This window comes from Streptomyces sp. CBMA29 (assembly GCF_014596445.1).
Lineage (GTDB): Bacteria > Actinomycetota > Actinomycetes > Streptomycetales > Streptomycetaceae > Actinacidiphila.
The window spans coordinates 204,669-223,821 of the sequence record NZ_MECL01000220.1; the positions used below are offsets into that span (position 1 = coordinate 204,669).

General features: G+C 72.3%; 17 protein-coding genes. 7 read left to right on the forward strand and 10 right to left on the reverse strand.

The genetic code is table 11. The features are described from left to right. Nucleotides 1-15: 15 nt before the first annotated feature. The 4 genes from dnaK (at nucleotide 16) to BGM09_RS30180 (ending at nucleotide 4,312) form a co-directional block, all read left to right on the forward strand. Entirely contained in the window at nucleotides 16-1,890 is a 1,875-nt protein-coding gene (gene dnaK / locus BGM09_RS30165; RefSeq protein ID WP_188284874.1) for a molecular chaperone DnaK, read from the forward strand. After that, nucleotides 1,887-2,558, forward strand: a complete 672-nt coding sequence (grpE, locus tag BGM09_RS30170) for a nucleotide exchange factor GrpE (protein WP_188284875.1) — start codon at nucleotides 1,887-1,889, stop codon at nucleotides 2,556-2,558. Before dnaK ends, grpE begins: the two co-directional genes overlap by 4 nt. 81 nt (nucleotides 2,559-2,639) lie before the next feature. After that, complete coding sequence (gene dnaJ, locus BGM09_RS30175; protein WP_188284876.1) at nucleotides 2,640-3,839, forward strand: molecular chaperone DnaJ; 1,200 nt, start codon at nucleotides 2,640-2,642, stop codon at nucleotides 3,837-3,839. Between the two features lie 5 nt (nucleotides 3,840-3,844). Continuing rightward, nucleotides 3,845-4,312 carry a heat shock protein transcriptional repressor HspR gene (locus tag BGM09_RS30180; protein ID WP_391041587.1) on the forward strand — a complete coding sequence of 156 codons (468 nt, stop codon included), beginning with the start codon at nucleotides 3,845-3,847 and terminating at the stop codon, nucleotides 4,310-4,312. 61 nt (nucleotides 4,313-4,373) lie between these two features. On the opposite strand, the gene BGM09_RS30185 is transcribed toward BGM09_RS30180, so the two are convergent. The 3 genes from BGM09_RS30185 to BGM09_RS30195 all read right to left on the reverse strand — a co-directional run bounded on the left by BGM09_RS30185 (nucleotide 4,374) and on the right by BGM09_RS30195 (nucleotide 8,046). Then, nucleotides 4,374-6,020, reverse strand: coding sequence for a phosphodiester glycosidase family protein (locus tag BGM09_RS30185; RefSeq protein WP_188284877.1), 1,647 nt, complete (start codon nucleotides 6,018-6,020; stop codon nucleotides 4,374-4,376). Between the two features lie 207 nt (nucleotides 6,021-6,227). Beyond that, the gene (locus BGM09_RS30190) at nucleotides 6,228-6,632 is read right to left on the reverse strand and encodes a pyridoxamine 5'-phosphate oxidase family protein (RefSeq protein WP_188284878.1); all 405 of its coding nucleotides are present in this window, start codon (nucleotides 6,630-6,632) and stop codon (nucleotides 6,228-6,230) included. 106 nt (nucleotides 6,633-6,738) lie between these two features. Then, nucleotides 6,739-8,046, reverse strand: a complete 1,308-nt coding sequence (locus tag BGM09_RS30195; protein WP_411158381.1) for a cytochrome P450 family protein — start codon at nucleotides 8,044-8,046, stop codon at nucleotides 6,739-6,741. 319 nt (nucleotides 8,047-8,365) lie between these two features. On the opposite strand from BGM09_RS30195, the gene clpB reads away from it, so the two are divergent. Both clpB and BGM09_RS30205 read left to right on the forward strand, forming a co-directional pair. Next, nucleotides 8,366-10,981, forward strand: a complete 2,616-nt coding sequence (clpB, locus tag BGM09_RS30200; RefSeq protein ID WP_188284879.1) for an ATP-dependent chaperone ClpB — start codon at nucleotides 8,366-8,368, stop codon at nucleotides 10,979-10,981. A 70-nt stretch (nucleotides 10,982-11,051) separates the two neighbouring features. Further along, a complete protein-coding gene (locus BGM09_RS30205; protein ID WP_188284880.1) occupies nucleotides 11,052-11,597 on the forward strand; it encodes a YbjN domain-containing protein in 546 nt (181 codons plus the stop codon). A 24-nt stretch (nucleotides 11,598-11,621) separates the two neighbouring features. Here BGM09_RS30205 and BGM09_RS30210 read toward each other — a convergent pair whose 3' ends face one another. Further along, nucleotides 11,622-12,776: a hypothetical protein gene (locus tag BGM09_RS30210; RefSeq protein WP_223187788.1), complete on the reverse strand. Its 1,155-nt coding sequence runs from the start codon at nucleotides 12,774-12,776 to the stop codon at nucleotides 11,622-11,624. Nucleotides 12,777-13,052: 276 nt separating this feature from the next. Between BGM09_RS30210 and BGM09_RS30215 the strand changes: the two genes are divergently transcribed. Then, nucleotides 13,053-13,652 (forward strand): GNAT family N-acetyltransferase, encoded by a 600-nt coding sequence (locus BGM09_RS30215; protein WP_188284881.1) that lies wholly within the window; start codon nucleotides 13,053-13,055, stop codon nucleotides 13,650-13,652. 12 nt (nucleotides 13,653-13,664) lie between these two features. On the opposite strand, the gene BGM09_RS30220 is transcribed toward BGM09_RS30215, so the two are convergent. The 6 genes from BGM09_RS30220 to BGM09_RS30245 all read right to left on the reverse strand — a co-directional run bounded on the left by BGM09_RS30220 (nucleotide 13,665) and on the right by BGM09_RS30245 (nucleotide 18,867). After that, complete coding sequence (locus BGM09_RS30220) at nucleotides 13,665-14,042, reverse strand: VOC family protein (protein WP_188284882.1); 378 nt, start codon at nucleotides 14,040-14,042, stop codon at nucleotides 13,665-13,667. A gap of 75 nt (nucleotides 14,043-14,117) precedes the next feature. Next, entirely contained in the window at nucleotides 14,118-14,555 is a 438-nt protein-coding gene (locus tag BGM09_RS30225) for a PIN domain-containing protein (protein ID WP_188284883.1), read from the reverse strand. Further along, nucleotides 14,552-14,812 carry a CopG family transcriptional regulator gene (locus BGM09_RS30230; RefSeq protein ID WP_188284884.1) on the reverse strand — a complete coding sequence of 87 codons (261 nt, stop codon included), beginning with the start codon at nucleotides 14,810-14,812 and terminating at the stop codon, nucleotides 14,552-14,554. Before BGM09_RS30230 ends, BGM09_RS30225 begins: the two co-directional genes overlap by 4 nt. 43 nt (nucleotides 14,813-14,855) lie before the next feature. Further along, nucleotides 14,856-16,958 (reverse strand): iron ABC transporter permease, encoded by a 2,103-nt coding sequence (locus tag BGM09_RS30235; RefSeq protein WP_188284885.1) that lies wholly within the window; start codon nucleotides 16,956-16,958, stop codon nucleotides 14,856-14,858. Nucleotides 16,959-16,978: 20 nt separating this feature from the next. Next, entirely contained in the window at nucleotides 16,979-17,992 is a 1,014-nt protein-coding gene (locus BGM09_RS30240) for an iron-siderophore ABC transporter substrate-binding protein (RefSeq protein WP_188284886.1), read from the reverse strand. After that, nucleotides 17,989-18,867, reverse strand: coding sequence for an ABC transporter ATP-binding protein (locus tag BGM09_RS30245; protein WP_223187789.1), 879 nt, complete (start codon nucleotides 18,865-18,867; stop codon nucleotides 17,989-17,991). The genes BGM09_RS30240 and BGM09_RS30245 overlap by 4 nt, the downstream gene beginning before the upstream one ends. Between the last annotated feature and the right edge of the window lie 286 nt (nucleotides 18,868-19,153).

The following is a 19,153-nucleotide window of genomic DNA, read 5'->3' on the forward strand; positions in this document are numbered from 1 at the left end:
CAGGAGGATTTCACCATGGCACGTGCGGTCGGCATCGACCTGGGCACGACTAATTCCGTCGTCAGCGTTCTCGAAGGCGGCGAGCCCACCGTCATCACCAACGCAGAGGGCGCCAGGACCACGCCGTCCGTCGTCGCCTTCGCCAAGAACGGCGAGGTGCTCGTCGGCGAGGTCGCCAAGCGCCAGGCTGTCACCAACGTCGACAGGACCGTCCGGTCGGTCAAGCGCCACATGGGCACCGACTGGAAGATCAACCTGGACGGCAAGGACTTCAACCCGCAGCAGATGAGCGCCTTCATCCTGCAGAAGCTCAAGCGGGACGCGGAGTCGTACCTGGGCGAGAAGGTCACCGACGCGGTGATCACCGTCCCCGCGTACTTCAACGACTCCGAGCGCCAGGCCACCAAGGAGGCCGGCGAGATCGCGGGCCTGAAGGTCCTGCGGATCGTCAACGAGCCGACCGCCGCCGCGCTGGCGTACGGCCTCGACAAGGAGGACCAGACCATCCTGGTCTTCGACCTCGGTGGCGGCACCTTCGACGTCTCGCTGCTGGAGATCGGCGACGGCGTCGTCGAGGTGAAGGCCACCAACGGCGACAACCACCTCGGTGGTGACGACTGGGACCAGCGCGTCGTCGACTACCTGGTGAAGCAGTTCCAGTCCGGCCACGGCGTGGACCTGGGCAAGGACAAGATGGCCCTCCAGCGCCTGCGTGAGGCGGCGGAGAAGGCGAAGATCGAGCTGTCCTCGTCCACCGAGACCTCGATCAACCTGCCGTACATCACGGCGTCCGCCGAGGGCCCGCTGCACCTGGACGAGAAGCTCACCCGCGCCCAGTTCCAGCAGCTCACCACCGATCTGCTGGAGCGCTGCAAGACCCCGTTCCACAACGTCATCAAGGACGCCGGGATCCAGCTCTCGGAGATCGACCACGTCGTCCTGGTCGGCGGCTCGACGCGGATGCCCGCCGTCGCGGAGCTGGTGCGCGAGCTGACCGGCGGCAAGGACGCCAACAAGGGCGTCAACCCGGACGAGGTCGTCGCCATCGGCGCGTCCCTCCAGGCCGGTGTGCTCAAGGGCGAGGTCAAGGACGTCCTGCTGCTCGACGTCACCCCGCTGTCCCTCGGTATCGAGACCAAGGGCGGCATCATGACCAAGCTGATCGAGCGCAACACGACCATCCCGACCAAGCGCTCCGAGATCTTCACCACGGCCGAGGACAACCAGCCGTCGGTCCAGATCCAGGTCTACCAGGGCGAGCGCGAGATCGCGGCGTACAACAAGAAGCTCGGCATGTTCGAGCTGACCGGCCTGCCGCCCGCCCCCCGCGGGATGCCGCAGATCGAGGTCACCTTCGACATCGACGCCAACGGCATCATGCACGTCGGCGCGAAGGACCTCGGCACCGGCAAGGAGCAGCGGATGACCGTCACCGGCGGCTCCTCGCTGCCCAAGGACGAGGTCGACCGCATGCGCCAGGAGGCCGAGCAGTACGCGGACGAGGACCACAAGCGCCGCGAGTCCGCCGAGACCCGCAACCAGGGTGAGCAGCTCGTCTACCAGACCGAGAAGTTCATCGCGGACAACAAGGACAAGCTCCCCGAGGACGTCAGGTCCGAGGTCGAGACCGCGATCGCGGACCTCAAGGAGAAGCTGAAGAACGAGTCGACGGACGACGGCAACACCTCCGCGATCCGCGAGGCCACCGAGAAGGTCGCGGCCACCAGCCAGAAGCTGGGCCAGGCGCTGTACGCGCAGACCGACGGCGCCTCCGGCAGCGCCGAGACCTCCGGTGCCGGTCCCGAGGACGCCGCCTCCGCGGCCGACGACGACGTGGTCGACGCCGAGATCGTGGACGACGAGAACAACAAGAGGGACGGTGCCGCGTGACGGAGGAGCCGAAGGGCTTCGAGTCGGAGCCCGACGTCCCTTCCGAGGCCGGCGAGGAGCAGCCGGACGCCGCCGCGAAGGCCGCCGGGTCCGCCGATGAGGCGGGCCCGGCGGCCCCGGCCCCGGACGGGGACGCGAAGGAGCTGACGGCCCTGCGGGCGCAGTTGGACCAGGTGCGCACCGCGCTCAACGAGCGCACCGCGGACCTCCAGCGGCTCCAGGCCGAGTATCAGAACTACCGCCGCAGGGTGGAGCGGGACCGGGTCGCCGTCAAGGAGGTCGCGGTCGCCAATCTGCTCACCGAACTGCTGCCGGTGCTCGACGACATCGGCCGGGCGCGGGAACACGGCGAGCTGGTCGGCGGCTTCAAGTCGGTCGCCGAGTCGCTGGAGACGGTGGCGGCGAAGCTGGGGCTGCAACAGTTCGGCAAGGAGGGCGAGCCCTTCGACCCGCTGGTGCACGAGGCCCTGATGCACAGCTATTCACCGGATGTCACGCAGACCACATGCGTGCAGATCCTCCAGCCCGGGTACCGCATCGGGGAGCGCAATCTGCGGCCCGCCAGGGTCGCGGTCGCCGAACCGCAGCCGGGCAGCAACGCCAAGGACGAGTCGGCGGCGGAGAAGAAGCCTGACGAAGAGGAGACCGGTGGCCCGGACGAGGGCTGACGGCGTAGAAGTAAGTGGGCGTAGGAGTGTGCCGGTCACCGGCGGCGCGCCTGGAAGCCGCGGAGAGGAGGGACGTCGGGGATGAGCGTCAGTAGGGACCTGTTGGAGAAGGACCTGTACAAAGTCCTCGGCGTGCCCAAGGACGCCACGGACGCCGAGATCAAGAAGGCGTACCGGAAGCTCGCCCGTGAGTTCCACCCGGACGCCAACAAGGGCGACGCGAAGGCCGAGGAGCGCTTCAAGGAGATCTCCGAGGCCAACGACGTGCTGTCCGACGCCAAGCGCCGCAAGGAGTACGACGAGGGCCGCGCGCTGTTCGGGAACGGCGGCTTCCGCCCCGGTCCCGGCGCGGGCGGCACCGGCGGCTTCAACTTCGACCTCGGCGACCTGTTCGGCGGCACCGGCGGCCAGCCCGGCGGGCAGACCACCAGCGGGCAGGGCGGCGGCTTCGGCGGCGGCCTGGGCGACGTCTTCGGCGGTCTGTTCAACCGCGGCGGCGCGGGCACGCGGGTGCAGCCGCGCCGCGGCCAGGACATCGAGTCCGAGGTGACGCTGAGCTTCACCGAGGCGGTCGACGGGGCCACGGTCCCGCTGCGGATGTCCTCGCAGGCGCCCTGCAAGGCGTGCTCCGGCACCGGCGACAAGAACGGCACGCCCCGGGTGTGCCCGACCTGCGTCGGCACCGGGCAGGTCTCGCGCGGCGGCGGTGGCGGCTTCTCGCTGACCGACCCGTGCGTGGACTGCAAGGGCCGCGGCCTGATCGCCGAGACCCCTTGCGACGTCTGCAAGGGCAGCGGGCGGGCCCGTTCCTCGCGCACCATGCAGGTCCGTATCCCGGCCGGTGTCACCGACGGGCAGCGGATCCGGCTGCGCGGCAAGGGCGCGCCCGGCGAGCGCGGCGGCCCCGGCGGCGACCTGTACGTGGTCGTGCACGTCGGAGCGCACCCGGTCTTCGGGCGTCGCGAGTCCAATCTCACGGTCACCGTGCCGGTGACCTTCGCCGAGGCGGCGCTCGGCGGCGAGATCAAGGTGCCCACCCTGGGCGGCCCGCCGGTCACCCTCAAGCTTCCGGCCGGTACGCCGAACGGCCGTACGCTGCGCGCCCGCGGCAAGGGCGCCATGCGCAAGGACGGTTCACGGGGCGATCTGCTCGTCACCATCGAGGTGGCGGTGCCGGAGAAGACCGAGGGCAAGGCGCTGGACGCGCTGGAGTCCTACCGGGAAGCGACCGCGGGGCACGACCCGCGGGCGGAGCTGTTCAAGGCCGCAAAGGGAGCGTGACCTGAATGAGCGTCGACGGAAGCGGTATGAGAGGCCCGCGCGGCCGCAATCCTTACCAACTGACCGAGGAGTCCCCGGTCTACGTCATCTCGGTGGCGGCCGAGCTGTCCGGGCTGCACCCGCAGACCCTGCGTCAGTACGACCGCCTCGGGCTGGTCTCGCCCGACCGTACCGCCGGGCGCGGCCGTCGCTACTCCACCCGTGACATCGAGCAGCTCCGCGAGGTGCAGCGGCTCTCGCAGGACGAGGGCATCAACCTCGCGGGCATCAAGCGGATCATCGAGCTGGAGAACCAGGTCGCCGCCCTCCAGGCGCGCGTGGCCGAGCTCTCCGCCGCAGTCGAGGGCGCCGCCGCCGTCATCCAGCAGCGCGAGGCCGCCGTGCACGCCTCGTACCGCCGCGACCTGGTTCCCTACCAGGACGTCCAGCACACCAGCGCGCTGGTGGTGTGGCGCCCGAAGCGCGACGGCTGACCGACGCTCACCCGTACGGCGTGATGCGCCCGTAAATACGACGGACGGTCGGCGGCGCCGGTCAGTGGAGCGCGGCCGGGACGACCTGGACGGAGTCGCCCACGGCGCGCTCGCCCGTCGCGTCCGAGGGGTTGTTGGCGAGGGTGCCGTCGACGGCGAAGGTGGTGGAGCCGCCGCCGTCGAGGTTGAGGGCCTGGACGGCGCCCAGGGAGCGCATGAAGGCGGCGGCCTCCATGAGCGTGAAGCCCTCGCTGCCGCCGCCGGTCCGGCGGCCGTCGACCGTGACCAGCAGCAGGCGGCCCCGGTCGTCGATCCCGGCCAGGGTGCGGGGCTGGCGGCTGTTGGCCCAGACGTAGCCGAAGGACAGGTCGAGCGGGTCGACGACGCCCTCGGCGGCGGCGTCCACGGCGATCCGGCCGTCCTCGACGAGCGTGGGGGCGGCGCTGACGACGCTGTCGCCGGGGCCGAGGGTGAGGACCTTGCCCGCGGTGTCGCGGATGGCCGTGTCGACCGATACGCGCTCACCCGTACGGGCGTACGTGGTCAGCCAGTCGGCGGCCGAGCCGATGCCCTGGAGGACCGAGCCGTCGGCGGGCACCCGGCCGCCGCGCGCGCCGACGGACACCACGTCGCCCTCGGCGTCGAGCACGGCCTGGACGCCGGGGCCGGTGGGCAGGGCGGCGCCGAAGGCGGGGGTGAACGCCACCAGGTCGTCCTTCTCGTAGCAGGTGACGTCCTGCCAGGGCAGTTCGCTCGGGGTGCCGCCGGGGCGCCCGCAGTCGCGGACCGTGCCGGGCAGCCGGTTGACGCCCTGCACGGCGTAGGACGCGCCGCCCGCGCGGGCGGTGGCCGTGCTGTTCAGGTCGGCGATCCGCAGCCGCCGCCCGCCGTCGGCGAGCACCAGCGCGGCGCGCGCGCCGGCCGACATCGACTCCAGCCGCCCGTCGTATGCGCCGAGTCCCGACTGGGTGCCCTGGACGCCGCCCGCGTCGGTGATGACGAAGAAGCCGCCGTTGACGGCGACCAGGGAGCCCAGTTTCCTGGCGACCGAGGACGGCGTCGCGCGGCGCGCGACATCGCCGTCGTGGGTGCCCGCGACCGTGCCGCGGAACACGCGCGGGTCGACGGTCGCGATGTGGATGTTCTGGACGTCGGCGGGCTGGTCGGCGTCGTAGCCGGTCCACTCGACGGCGGTGAGGAAGCCCGCCGCGGTGACGGGCTGCGCGGCGGCCGTGGCGGCGGCCTGTGTGGCGTACCCGCCGATCCGTATCCGCAGGCCCATCGCGCCGTGCGGGGTGTCGCTGTAGGCGGGCCACTGGACGGTCTCGACGCGTGGCGCGAAGCCCGCCGCGCGCAGCCGCGCCGCCGTGTCGTCCGCCCACGCCTTGTCGCTCACTTCGAGCCCGGTCGGCGCGCCGGTCAGCCTGCTGGTGGACGGCCGCTGGACGGTGACGGTCCAGGACGGCGCCGCGTCGGCGCGCCGGATCGTCCCGGTGCGGACCTGAAGGCCGGGCGCCGGATCCCGCGTCGTCCACCGCGACGAGACGGGGTTGCGGTGGCCGGTGGCAGCCGAGGGGTCCGGCCCGTGACCGGGCACCGCGGCCTGGGCCGTCGAGTCGAGGGCGAGCGGTACGACGGCGGCGAGTACGGCGACGGCGGCCACGACGGTGCGGACGCGTACCCGCGCGGCACCCCTGGTGTGCTCCATGAAGACCCCTTCACGTACGACGGCTGACGGCTGCGAGCGGGCGGCTTCCGCGCCCCATGAGAGCCGTCCTACGCGAAGAGCCCGCCTTGTGGGGGTGAGTTCCGGGCGAACAGCCGACGAATGCGGCCATCCGCCGTATGCCGTAGGGGCGTTGTGGGTGTTACGCGCGTTGTGGGCGTTACGCCGACGGCGTGCCGTGATACCCCCTCACGCGTTGCCCATCGCGCGTGTCAGGGCGATCTCGATCACGATGCGGTCCGGGTTGGGGGAGGGGGTGCGGCTGTAGCGCTCGGTGTAGCGGCGTACGGCCTCGGCGACGCGGTCCGGGTCGGCGCAGACGGTGGCCACGCCTTCGAGGGTGGCCCAGATCCGCCGCTCGACCTGGCAGACCGCGACCCGAGCGCCGTCGGGGCCCGCCGCCAGGACGTTCAGGGCCTTGGTGCTCCTGCCGCTGGCGATGACGCGGGCGAGCCCCGCCCCGGGGTCGTACGTGACGCCGACCGGGACGACGTGCGGGGAGCCGTCGGGGCGCGGGGTGGTGAGGGTGCACAGGTGCCGCTCGCGCCAGAAGGCGAGGTAACCGGGTGCGGGGGAGCGGGGATCGAATGCCATGGACGGGACGGTACGCGGGGGCGCGCGGGCGGGTTCGCAGGGGCCGGGCGCGGGTCCGTACGGGCCGGGCGCGGGCTCGTACGGGCCGGGCGCGGGCTCGTACGGGTCAGGTCAGGCGCACCGGGAGCGCGGCGGTGCTGTTGCCCACGAAGCCCGGCAGCGGCGGGAGTCCGGCGTCGGGGACGGCGAGGGTGAGGCCGGGGTGCGCGGCGTACAGGCTGCGCAGGGCGATCACCGCTTCGAGGCGGGCCAGCGGCGCGCCCAGGCAGTAGTGGCTGCCGTGGCCGAAGGCGAGGTGCCGGTTGGCGGGGCGGGTGATGTCGAAGCGGTCGGCGTCGGGGCCGTACTCGCGCGGGTCGCGTCCGGCGGCGGCGTATCCGGCGAGGACGGCTGTACCACGTGGCACAGAGGCGCCGTCAACCACCAGATCGGTGATCGGATAGCGGAACGGGAAATTCGCCACCGGCCCGTCCCAGCGCAGCGTCTCCTCGACCACCGCGTCCCAGGACACCTCGCCCGCCAGCACGAGCGCGAGCTGGTCGGGGTGGCCGCACAGGGCGCGTACCGCGTTGACGATCAGATTGAGGGTCGTCTCGTGCCCGGCGACGATCATCAGCAGCAGGGTGCCGGTCAGCTCGGCGTCACTGAGGCGCCCGCCGGAACCGTTGCCGGAATCACCGCCCGAGCCCCCGTGCCCGCCGCTCGCGCCCCCGCCCCCGCCGCCTCCGTGGCCGCCGCCTCCGCTCCCGCTCTCCTCGCCACGCGCCGCGATCAGCGCGCTCGTCAGGTCGTCCCCGGGTGCCGCGCGCCGCTCCGCGACGACCTGGCCGAGGATCGCGTACGTCTCGCGCTGCGCGGCCATCGCGTCGGCCGCGGAGCTGCTGGTGCTGACGATCAGGTGGCTGAGGGTGTGCAGCCGGTCCCGGTAGGCGGGGGCGATGCCCAGCAGCTCGCAGATCACGCCCATCGGCAGCGGATAGGCGTAGCCCTCGCGCAGGTCGACCACGCCGTCGGCGTCCGCGCGGCCGGGGAGCGCGGCCAGCAGGCCGGCGGCCTGCGCCTCGATCCGCGGGCGCATCGCGGCCACCCGGCGCGGGGTGAACGCCTTGGTGGCCAGGCCGCGCAGCCGCCTGTGGTCGTCGCCGTCCGCCGTCGTCATGCCGTTGACCAGCGCGAACGCGTTGAGCTGCCACTGTTCGGGGACCTCGCCCCGCTGGAGGGCGGCGAAGTGCGCGGCGTTCTTGGCCACCTTGGGGTCGGCCAGGAAATCGCGCAGTTCCTGGTAACGAGAGACGATCATCCCTGGGACGCCGTCCGGCAGCGTCACGGGGCAGACGGCCCCCGCCTCGCGCAGTGCGGCGGCGTCCGCGTGCAGCGCGGCGCCGGTCGGGTCCATGGAGTGCGCGTCGCTCATGGGAGTCCTCACGGACGGCGGGTAGGGAGGAGTCAAGCGGACATGCGGCCGTACGGACAAGCGGAGATGCGGCCAAAACGGCTGGAGCGGACCCCAACTCCGCTGCCTCCCAGCGGAGTTGAAGCAGGCATTGTCGCACCGCCGCCGGGATTTATTCAACGTTCATACAAAAACACATTCGCCCGCCGCGAGGCTCGCCGTCCCGCCCCCAAAACCGGCCCCAAACTCACCTTGAGCGAGGTAGACTCAACTTGCCTCATGTGGCTCAAGGCAGGTTTACGCCCCTAACCGTCGATCACCAGAGGAGGAGCCGACGCCAGTGGACGCCGAGCTGACCAACAAGAGCCGGGAAGCGCTGAACGCCGCCAACACCCGGGCCGTCTCCGAGGGCAACCCCGACCTGACGCCCGCGCATCTGCTGCTCGCCCTGTTGAGCGGCACGGACAACGAGAACATCCTCGACCTGCTGACCGCCACCGGCGCCGACCCCGATACGCTGCGGGCGGGCGCGGAGCGGCTGGTCGAGGCTCTGCCGAAGGTGCAGGGCTCCACCGTCGCGCCCCCGCAGGCCAACCGCGACCTGCTGGCCGTCATCGCGGACGCCTCGCAACGCGCCAAGGAGCTGGGCGACGCCTACCTGTCCACCGAGCACCTGCTGATCGGGACCGCCGTCAAGGGCGGACCCGCCGGTGAGCTGCTCGCCGCCCAGGGCGCCAAGGCCAAGAGCCTGCTCGACGCCTTCGAGACCGCCCGCGGAGGGCAGCGCGTGACCACCCAGGACCCCGAGGGCACGTACAAGGCCCTGGAGAAGTACGGCACCGACTTCACCGCCGCCGCCCGCGAGGGCAAGCTCGACCCGGTGATCGGCCGCGACCAGGAGATCCGCCGCGTCGTCCAGGTGCTGTCCCGCCGGACGAAGAACAATCCGGTGCTGATCGGCGAGCCCGGCGTCGGCAAGACCGCCGTCGTCGAGGGCCTGGCCCAGCGGATCGTCAAGGGCGACGTGCCCGAGTCGCTGCGCGACAAGCGGCTGGTCTCGCTCGACCTCGGCGCGATGGTCGCGGGCGCGAAGTACCGCGGTGAGTTCGAGGAGCGGCTGAAGTCCGTCCTGGCCGAGATCAAGGACAGCGACGGCCAGGTCATCACGTTCATCGACGAGCTGCACACCGTCGTCGGCGCGGGCGCGGGCGGCGACTCCGCCATGGACGCGGGCAACATGCTCAAGCCGATGCTGGCCCGCGGCGAGCTGCGGATGGTCGGCGCGACGACGCTGGACGAGTACCGCGAGCGGATCGAGAAGGACCCGGCGCTGGAGCGCCGCTTCCAGCAGGTGCTGGTCGCCGAGCCGTCCGTCGAGGACACCGTCGCGATCCTGCGCGGCCTCAAGGGCCGCTACGAGGCGCACCACAAGGTGCAGATCGCCGACTCCGCGCTGGTCGCCGCCGCCACCCTCTCCGACCGCTACATCACCTCCCGCTTCCTGCCCGACAAGGCCATCGACCTGGTGGACGAGGCCGCGTCCCGGCTGCGCATGGAGATCGACTCCTCGCCCGTCGAGATCGACGAGCTCCAGCGGGCCGTGGACCGCCTGCGCATGGAGGAGATGGCGCTCAAGAACGAGACCGACCCCGGCTCCGTACAGCGGCTGGAAAAGCTCCGCAAGGACCTCGCCGACCGCGAGGAGGAGTTGCGCGGGCTCAACGCGCGCTGGGAGAAGGAGAAGCAGGGCCTCAACCGGGTCGGTGAGCTGAAGGAGCGGCTGGACGACATCGGTACGCGGATCGAACGCGCCCAGCGCGACGGCGACTTCGAGACCGCGTCCAAGCTGCTCTACGCCGAGAGGCCCAAGCTGGAGGCCGAACTGGAGGAGGCCACCAGGGAGGAGCAGGAGGCCAAAACCAGGGGCGCCGACGAGAAGATGGTCAAGGAGGAGGTCGGCCCTGACGACATCGCCGACGTCGTCGCCGCCTGGACCGGCATCCCCGCGGGCCGCCTGCTGGAGGGCGAGACGCAGAAGCTGCTGCGCATGGAGGAGGAGCTGGGCAAGCGGCTGATCGGCCAGACCGAGGCCGTACGCGCCGTCTCCGACGCCGTACGCCGCTCGCGCTCCGGCATCGCCGACCCCGACCGCCCCACCGGCTCCTTCCTCTTCCTCGGCCCCACCGGCGTCGGCAAGACCGAGCTGGCCAAGGCGCTCGCCGACTTCCTCTTCGACGACGAGCGGGCCATGGTCCGGATCGACATGAGCGAGTACGGCGAGAAGCACTCGGTCGCCCGGCTGGTCGGCGCGCCTCCCGGCTACGTCGGGTACGAGGAGGGCGGCCAGCTCACCGAGGCGGTACGCCGCCGCCCGTACAGCGTCGTGCTGCTGGACGAGGTGGAGAAGGCGCACCCCGAGGTCTTCGACATCCTGCTCCAGGTGCTGGACGACGGACGGCTGACCGACGGGCAGGGCCGTACGGTCGACTTCCGCAACGTCATTCTGATCCTCACCTCCAACCTGGGCAGCCACTACCTGGTCGACCCGGCGCTGGACCCGGCGCAGAAGAAGGAGCGGGTGCTGGAGACGGTCCGCGCGTCCTTCAAGCCGGAGTTCCTGAACCGGCTGGACGACACCGTGGTCTTCTCCGCCCTCGACCAGACCGAGCTGCGGCAGATCGCCCGGCTCCAGACCGACCGGCTCGCGGACCGGCTGCGCGACCGCCGCCTCACCCTCGAAGTCACTGACGGCGCCCTCGACTGGCTCGCCGAGGAGGGCAACGACCCGGCCTACGGCGCCCGGCCGCTGCGCCGCCTCGTACAGACCGCGATCGGCGACCCGCTCGCCCGCGCGATCCTGTCGGGCGAGGTGATCGACGGGCAGAACGTACGGGTGGACCGGGCGGCCGACGGCCTGATCGTGGGGCCGACGACGGGGCCCGATCTGAACAAATGAACCGGGGTTGCCACCGCCCGGCGGGAATGGGGGAGGATGGAGGAGAAACGTCTCGAAGGGAACCTTCACCGTGAGCATCGACCCGTCCTCGATCCCCAATTTCGGGGGCCAGGACCCCGAGCCGAACGGACCCGCCGGCAGCGTGGTCATCCCTGACCAGGAACTGGTCAAGCAGTTGCTCGAACAGATGGAGCTGAAGTACCTCGTCGACGAGGAGGGCGACCTCGCCGCGCCGTGGGAGGAATTCCGCACGTACTTCATGTTCCGCGGCGAGGGTGAGCAGGCGGTCTTCGCCGTCCGGACCTTCTACGACCACGCGTACTCGGTCGACGACAAGCCTCAGCTCCACGAGGTCATCGACGACTGGAACCGCCGCACCCTGTGGCCCAAGGTCTACACGCACACGCACGACGACGGCTCCGTCCGGCTGATCGGCGAGGCCCAGCTCCTGATCGGCCTCGGTGTCGGCCTGGAGCACTTCGTGTCCAGCACGGTGAGCTGGGTGCGCGCGTCCATCGAATTCGACAAGTGGGTCGGCGAGACGCTCGGCCTGGAGAAGGACGTCGAGGGCGGTACGGACGGCGACGCCGAGGGCGACGGCGGCAGCGACGACTGAACGCGGGCCTCTGCGTCGCGGGCATTACAGGGGTACGGGGACGACCGTCAGCAGGTACGTCCCGTAGCCGAGCGAGATCCCGGCCAGCGCCGCCACCGTCACGGCGGCGGTGCGCGGCCGGGCTTTCGCGAGCGCCGCGGCGCACGGCACCAGCAGCGGGAAGGCGGGCAGCAGGAAGCGCGGCTTGCAGGAGAAGAAGCCCGCGCCGCCCAGCGCGATCACCACCAGCACCGCCGCGTACACCAGCAGCGGCAGCGGCATCCGGTCGAGCAGCGCCAGTACGAGCAGGACGGCCGCCGCCGCGCACACCGCCGTCGCCATGTAGGCGGAGAGCGTCTCGGGTTCGAGCACCATGTGCTTGACGTAGTGCAGCGCGTAGTGGCCGAAGTCGAACCGCGAGCCCCAGCGGGTCTGTACGTCGAAGTAGCCGCGGACGGCTCCGGTCCGCCAGCCCACCCAGCCGAGGTAGCCGCACCAGCCGAGCGGCGCGGCGACGGCCGCGGCCCAGGCCCGCCAGTCGCGCGGGTCCTCGCGGCAGTGCGCGAGGGCCGCGATCGAGACGGCGGCGGCCACGGCGACGGCGTTCGGCCGGGTCAGCCCCGCGAGTACGGCCAGCAGCCCGGCGGCCGGCCAGCGGCGCGTGACGGCCGCGTACAGCGCCCAGGCCGCGAAGGCCGTCATCAGCGACTCGGTGTACGCCATCGACAGCACCACCGAGTGCGGCAGCAGCCCCCATACGAGGACCAGCGCGGTCGCCGTCCTGCGGCCGTAGCAGTGCTCGGTCACCGCGTAGATCCCCCACGCGGCGGCCACCGCGCCCGCCCACGCCACGAGCAGCGCGCACGCCACCGAGCCGACCGGGAGCACCGCGTCCGCGGCGCGCACCGTCATCGGGTAGAGCGGGAAGAAGGCCAGATCGTCGTACCGCAGGCCCGGCGCCTCCCAGGCCGGGATGAAGGTGCCGTAGCCCCACTCCGCGATGCGGTGGTACCAGATGCCGTCCCAGCTCAGGCCGAGCAGGTCGCGCGGGTGCCGGTGGGTGCGGTGCGCCCACATCGTCAGCACCACCAGGCCCGCCATCCGGGCCACGACGAAGCCCGCCACCGCGGGACCGGCCCCCGTCGCCGCCCGCACGGCCAGTGCTTTCGGCGACGACGTCACCGGTTCGACGACGACCAATGGACCCGGCTCCTCGGGGGCTCGCGAACGTCTCTTAGTCGGACAAACCGACTATCGCGCTCCGCTCGCCGTGGTCCGGGTCTGACACGCCCGAGGAGGGCGGACGTTCACCCACGGTCGGATGCTGTCGGTGGCTCGCCTTCACCGTCGCCGGGCGGTGGTGGGTGACCGGCTCGGGCGGTCGCCGGGTGACCGCTCGGGAATCCTCGGAGCTCGCCTTCACCGTCGCCGGGTGAGCGTCCGGCCGCGCCGGCCCCCCCGGCTTAGGGTGCGGATATGACTTCCGCATTCGCCCGCAGCCTCACCCCGCACGAGCTCACCGCAGGTGACCTGCGCCTGCGCCCCTTCGCCGAGTCCGACGAGCCCGCCGTCGCCCGCGCCATGGAGGACCCGGAGGTCCTGCGCTGGGCCGGCGGCCTGGCCGTCAACGCCGCACCGGTCGCAGACCGCGCCGCGATATGGCTGGCGCCGCGGCTGGTCTCCTGGCGCAACGGTTCGGCCGCGCTCGCCGTCACCGACGCCGCCTCGGAGGACCTGCTCGGCTACGTCACCATCCGCGACGTCCACCGCGTCCCCGGGCAGGCCGAGGCCGCGTACTGGGTCACCCCGGCCGCCCGTGGCCGCGCCGTCGCCGCCCGCGCCCTGCACGCCGCCGCCGGCTGGGCCTTCGCCGTCCCCGCCGCCGGCGGCCTCGGCGTGTACCGCATCAGCCTCGACCACTCCCTGGCCAACCCCGCCTCCTGCCGCGTCGCCGCCCGCGCGGGCTTCCGTGAGGAGGGCCTGATGCGGGCCTTCTTCCTCGACCCGGCGGGCGCGCGCCACGACTCCCATCTGCACGCGCGGCTGGCGACGGACGCGGTCGTGCCGCCCGCGTGAGTACGCCGCCCTTCAGGAATCCTGCTCCAGCACGGACAGCACGTTCCCGGCCGGGTCGGTGAACCACGCGATCAGCGGCCCGCCGCCGCGGAAGATCCCCTTCGCGTCCGTCGGCATCCCCTCGTACCGCTCGAACCGCACACCCCGGCGGCCCAGTTCGTCCACGGCCGCGTCGATGTCCGGGACGGGGAAGTTGAGAATCGTGAACGTCGCGGGCCGGTGGTCCGCGCCCTTCGGGTACACCAGCACCTCGCGGTCCCCCGCGAGGTGCAGCGTCAGCAGCCCGTTCGCCTCGGACACCCGAATCCCGAGCGTCTCCCCGTAGAACGTCCTCGCCGCTTCCACGTCGTCCACCGAGAACCCGCTGAACGCCTGCGTCTCTCCGAACATGACCGCTCCCTGTTCCTCGTAGGTACACCTCCCCCTACGACCGCCGGGGCACGGAAAACTCATCGCTCCCGGGAGCTAGAGATCGTCCGGGAGCAGACGGAAGCACTTGTGGCGGCCGAGCGGCCGTACGGCACGGAAGTCGCGCCGGTCGAGGGTGAGGACGGCGTCGGTGTCGTAGTCGGAGGCGAGGGCGACGTTCACGGCGTCGGCGAGGTCGAGGTCGAGCGCGCCGTACCGGACGCGTACGGACTGGGCCGTCGCCAGGTGGGTCTCGGTGATCTCCGGTACGACGATGCGACTCATCCGCATCCAGCGGCGGATGTCGTCGACGGCGCTCATCGCCGCTTCGCGGCCCAGCTCGCGGGTGGCGACGTGGTCGATCTCGGCGAGCAGAAGCGGGGACATCACGAGAAGACCGGCGGTCAGCAGGGCTTCGTTGGCTCCCCGGTGTTCCGGGTGGGTGGAGTCGAGTGCGGCCAGCAGGCCGGAGGTGTCGGCGACGACGATGATCACGCGGTGGTTCCGGATCCGTTCTCACGTCGGACGGCGTCGGCCACGGCTTCGCGCACGTCGTGCTTGGTCGGCGTGCGGCCGGAGCCCTCGAAGGTGCGGGAGAACAGGGGCTCGTCCCAGACGCGGTTGGCCATGGCGGCGAGGTGGATGCCCTGGCGGATGATCTCGGCCTCGCTGATGCCGCGCCGAGCCGCGGCTTCTTTGATGATCGCCAGATCTTCCGGGTCGGCGTAGACGTTGGTGCGCTTCATGGACATGTACCAAGAGTAGTCCATGTACCACGTCGGTGTATGTGATTGCCTACCGCCGCGTCCTGACCAGCAGATACACGAAGTAGGGCGCCCCGATGACGGCAGTCATCAGGCCCGCGCCGAGCTGGGCGGGGGCGATGACCGTGCGGCCGAGGAGGTCGGCGACGGAGACGAGGGTGGCGCCGAGGAGGACGGCGACGGGGATGACGCGGATGTGGCGGCGGCCGACGAGGGCGCGGGCGGCGTGCGGGGCGACGAGGCCGACGAAGCCAATGGTGCCCGCGGCGGCGACCGCGGTGGCGCTGAGCAGGACGCTGACGGCCAGCAGGCCGAGGCGGGTCGGCCCGAGGGCGAGGCCGAGCAGGCGCGGGGTGTCGTCGTCGAGCGAGACGAGGTCGAGTTCGGCGCGGCGGGAGAAGGCCACGGCGGCGCCGACGACGAGGACGGCCGCGACCGGCAGCACATCGGGCATGGTCCTGCCGTACGTCGAACCGGACAGCCAGATCAGCGCCTTCGTCGCGTTGAACGGGTCGGTGAGGACGATGAGCAGGCTGATCAGGGCCGAGGTCCCGGCGGCGGCGCCGACGCCGACCAGGACGAGCCGGTTCTGCTGGAAGCCGCCCCGGGCGCAGAGCCCGAAGACGATCGCGGCGGTGGCCGCCGCGCCCGCGAAGGCCGCGCCGGCCACGCTCCAGGACCCGGCCGTCGGCACGGTGGTGACCAGCAGCACGGCCCCGAGACCGGCGCCGCCCGAGACGCCGAGGATGCCGGGTTCGGCGAGCGGATTGCGGGTGACGGCCTGGACGAGCGTCCCGGACAGGGCGAGCGCGGCGCCCGCGAGCAGCGCGGCGAGCACGCGGGGCACGCGGGTGTCGAGGACGAAGGTGACGACGTGGTCGGCCCTGCCCTGCGCCCAGTTCACGACGTCGCCGAGCAGCAGCTTGGTGTCGCCGAGGAGCACCGCCGCGACGACCGCGGCGACGAACACGGCCACGAGTACGGCCAGGACGGCGGCGAACGCCGCCCTGCTGGGGATGCGCAGCCGGTCCGGCGCGGCGGACGCGCCGGAGCCGCGGGTGCGCAGCGCGATCACGACGAGGAACACGGAGCCCGCGACGCTCGTGACGACCCCGGTGGGCACGGCGACCGCCGACTCGGCGCTGACCGTGGCCCGCAGCAGCACGTCGGAGCCGAGAACCAGCGCCGCACCGGCGAGCCCGGCGACCGGAACGGCCGCCCGCGCCCTGACCAGGCCGCGGAACCGCCGGGCCAGCGGCCGGACGAGCGCGGGCGCGCACAGGCCGACGAAGCCGATCGGCCCGGCCAGCGTCACCGCCGCCGCGGACAGCAGCGTCGTGAGCAGGACGACCGTGACGCGGGTGCCCAGGACCGGCACGCCGAGCCCGCGGGCCGCGTCGTCGCCGAGCGCGAGCGCGTCGATGCGGCGGCCGGCCAGCAGCAGTCCGAGCAGGGCGAGCAGCGCGATCGGCGCCATCTGGTTCACGCCGGCGAAGCCGTTCTGGCTGATGCTGCCCTGGCTCCACTGGTAGAGGCCGTTGGTCTGCTCGGGGAAGAGCAGGAGCAGCGCGTCGGTGACCGAGCCGAGGCCGAGCGCGAGGGCGCTGCCCGCCAGCACCAGCCGTACGGTCCCGGCCCCGAGCCCGGACAGCGCGAGCACGAGCGCCGCCGCCGCGAGACCGCCGACGAAGGCGACGCCCGAGGAGGCGAGCAGCGGCAGCGAGGCGCCGGTGACGGTGAGGATGCCGAGCGCCAGGTACGAGCCCGCGTTGACCGCGAGCGTGTCGGGCGCGGCGAGTACGTTCCGGCTGACCGCCTGGAGCGCGGCTCCGGCCGCGCCGAGCGCGACGCCGACGACGAGGCCCGCGACCATGCGCGGCAGCCGCGAGGCGATGACCACGGAGGCGTCGCCGTGCTCCGCGCGGCCGGTCAGCGCCTTCCACACCTCGCCCGCGCCGACGTCGGCGGTGCCCTGCGTGATGTCGGCGACGGCGAGGACGGCGACCGCGAGGACGAGGACCAGGACGAGGACCAGTCCGGCCGTCAGCGCGGTCGCGCCCGCGCCCGGGGCGGGCGCGGCCGTCCGTGCGTCGGCCGCGGGCTCGGTGGCGCGCGGGGGAGTCGTGACGCTCACGGCGCTGCTTCGCCCTTTCGCTACTTCGTGAGGGCGGCGACGACGGCGTCCACGTACGCCTCCATCGACGCGGGACCGCCGAACATCCAGACGCCGTCGGGCAGTCGGCTGACATGGCCCGCCTTGACGAAGGGCAGCGACTTCCACACGGCGTTCTTGGCGAGGGCGTCGGCGAAGGGGTCGCCGTCCGAGGCGTTCGCGATGTAGGTGAAGCGGATGTCACCGAGCCCGGTGAGGCCCTCGACGTCGGTGGTGGCCAGGCCGTAGTCCTTGTCGCCCTTGACCTTCCAGGCGTTCGTGAGGCCGATCCGCTCGTTGACGTTCCCGATCAGGGAGCCGCTGGTGTACGGGCGTATCGAGACCTGGTTGGCCTGTACGTACGCGTCCCCGAAGGCGTACGGAGTGCCGGCGAGACCGGCGTCCGCGAGGGCCTTCCTGCCCTCCGCGAGCTTCGCGTCGAACGCCTGCTTGACCTCGGTCGCCTTCCGCGTGGTGCCGGTCGCCTGCGCGATGAGGTCGAGGGACGTCGTCATCAGGCCGATCTGATCGGTGGCGTCGGCGGACCTCATCTGGAGGACGGGGGCGATCTTCCGCAGTTGGGTCACGGCGGACGCGGTGAGGTCGGTGGTCGCGACGATGAGGTCGGGCGACAGGGCCGCGATCGTGTCCATGCTCGGCTCGCCGCGGGTGCCGATGTCCTTGGGGGAGTTCTTCAGCGGGGCGGCCTTGTCCCAGTCCGTGTACCCCTTCACGTCGGCGACGCCGACCGGGTCGACGCCGAGCGAGACCAGGTCCTCGACGACGTTCCACTCGGTGCCGATGACCTTGGTGGCGGGCGCGTCGAGGCTTACCCGCGTACCGCTGGCGTCGGTGAGGGTGATCGGCCCCGAGGCCGAAGCGGAGGCGGAGTCCGTGGTCTTGACCGACTCGTCGGCGGCGGAGTGCGTCGTTCCGCATCCGGTCAGTCCGGTCAGGGAGAGGGCCGCGGCGGCGGCGACGGCGGCTGTTGCGGCGGGTACGGGGAGGCGTCTCATGAGGTGGAGTGGAGCCTTTCGCTTCTGTTCCGGTCGCTTGTGTTGCGGTTGCTTGTGCTGCGGTTGTTTACGTTCCGGTCGCTTGTGTTCTGCTTCTCGGCTTGGCCTCTGCTGTGGTGGCGGCCGACGGCACGGGTCCGCAGCCGGCCGGTCGAGGGGTCGGTGTCGACGTCGACCCGGATGCCGTAGACCTCGGTGAGGCGTTCGGGGGTCAGGACGTCCTCGGGCAGGCCGTCGGCGACGATCCGGCCGTCGTGGAGCAGCGCGACGCGGTCGGCGACGGCCGCCGCCTGGTCGAGGTCGTGCAGGACGACGCCGACCGCGATCCCGTGGTCGTCGGCGAGGTCGCGGATCAGGTCGAGCAGTTCGATCTGGTACCGCAGGTCGAGATACGTCGTCGGCTCGTCGAGCAGCAGCACGCCGGTCTCCTGCGCGAGGCAGCTCGCGAGCCAGACCCGCTGGAGCTGTCCCCCCGACAGGTGCTCGACGCCCCGCGCGGCCAGGTGCTCGACCCCGGTCAGCCTCAGCGCCCGCTCCACCGCGCCGGTCCCGCCCGGGTCCGGCCGGCCCCAGCGCCCCCGGTGCGGATACCGGCCGAACTCCACGACGTCCCGCACGCTCAGCCCGCTCGGCGTCGGCCGCCCCTGTGTCAGCAGCGCCACCCGCCGCGCGAACTCCCGTGACGTGAGCTGGAATCCGTCCGTCCCCGCGTCCAGCGTCAGCGCGCCCTCCCGGGCCCGCTGCAACCGCGCCAGCGTCCGCAGCAGCGTCGACTTCCCACTGCCGTTCGGCCCCACCAGCGCCGTCACCTCGCCCGGCCGCAGCGACACGGCGGCGTCATGCACGACATCCACCCGGTCGTACGCGACCGTCATCCCTGTCGCCGCCAACTCATGCCCCCGCGAAGGCGGCCCGCCGCCAGCACTCTCCCCAGCTCTCACATCACTTAGGTTAGCCTAACCTAATTCCCCCCTCCCGCCGGGGTCACCTTTGCCCCTCCGGGGCTCGACTTCTCTAGGCTCCGCTGGTGGACAACTTGGGGCCGGGGCGCCCTGGCGCGTGGGCGGAGTTGGACAAGCGCCTCCGCGATCACGTCGGAGCCCCGTACTTCGCCCCGACCGCCACCGCTCTCCTCGGCCTTCTCCCCGCCCTCGACCCGCA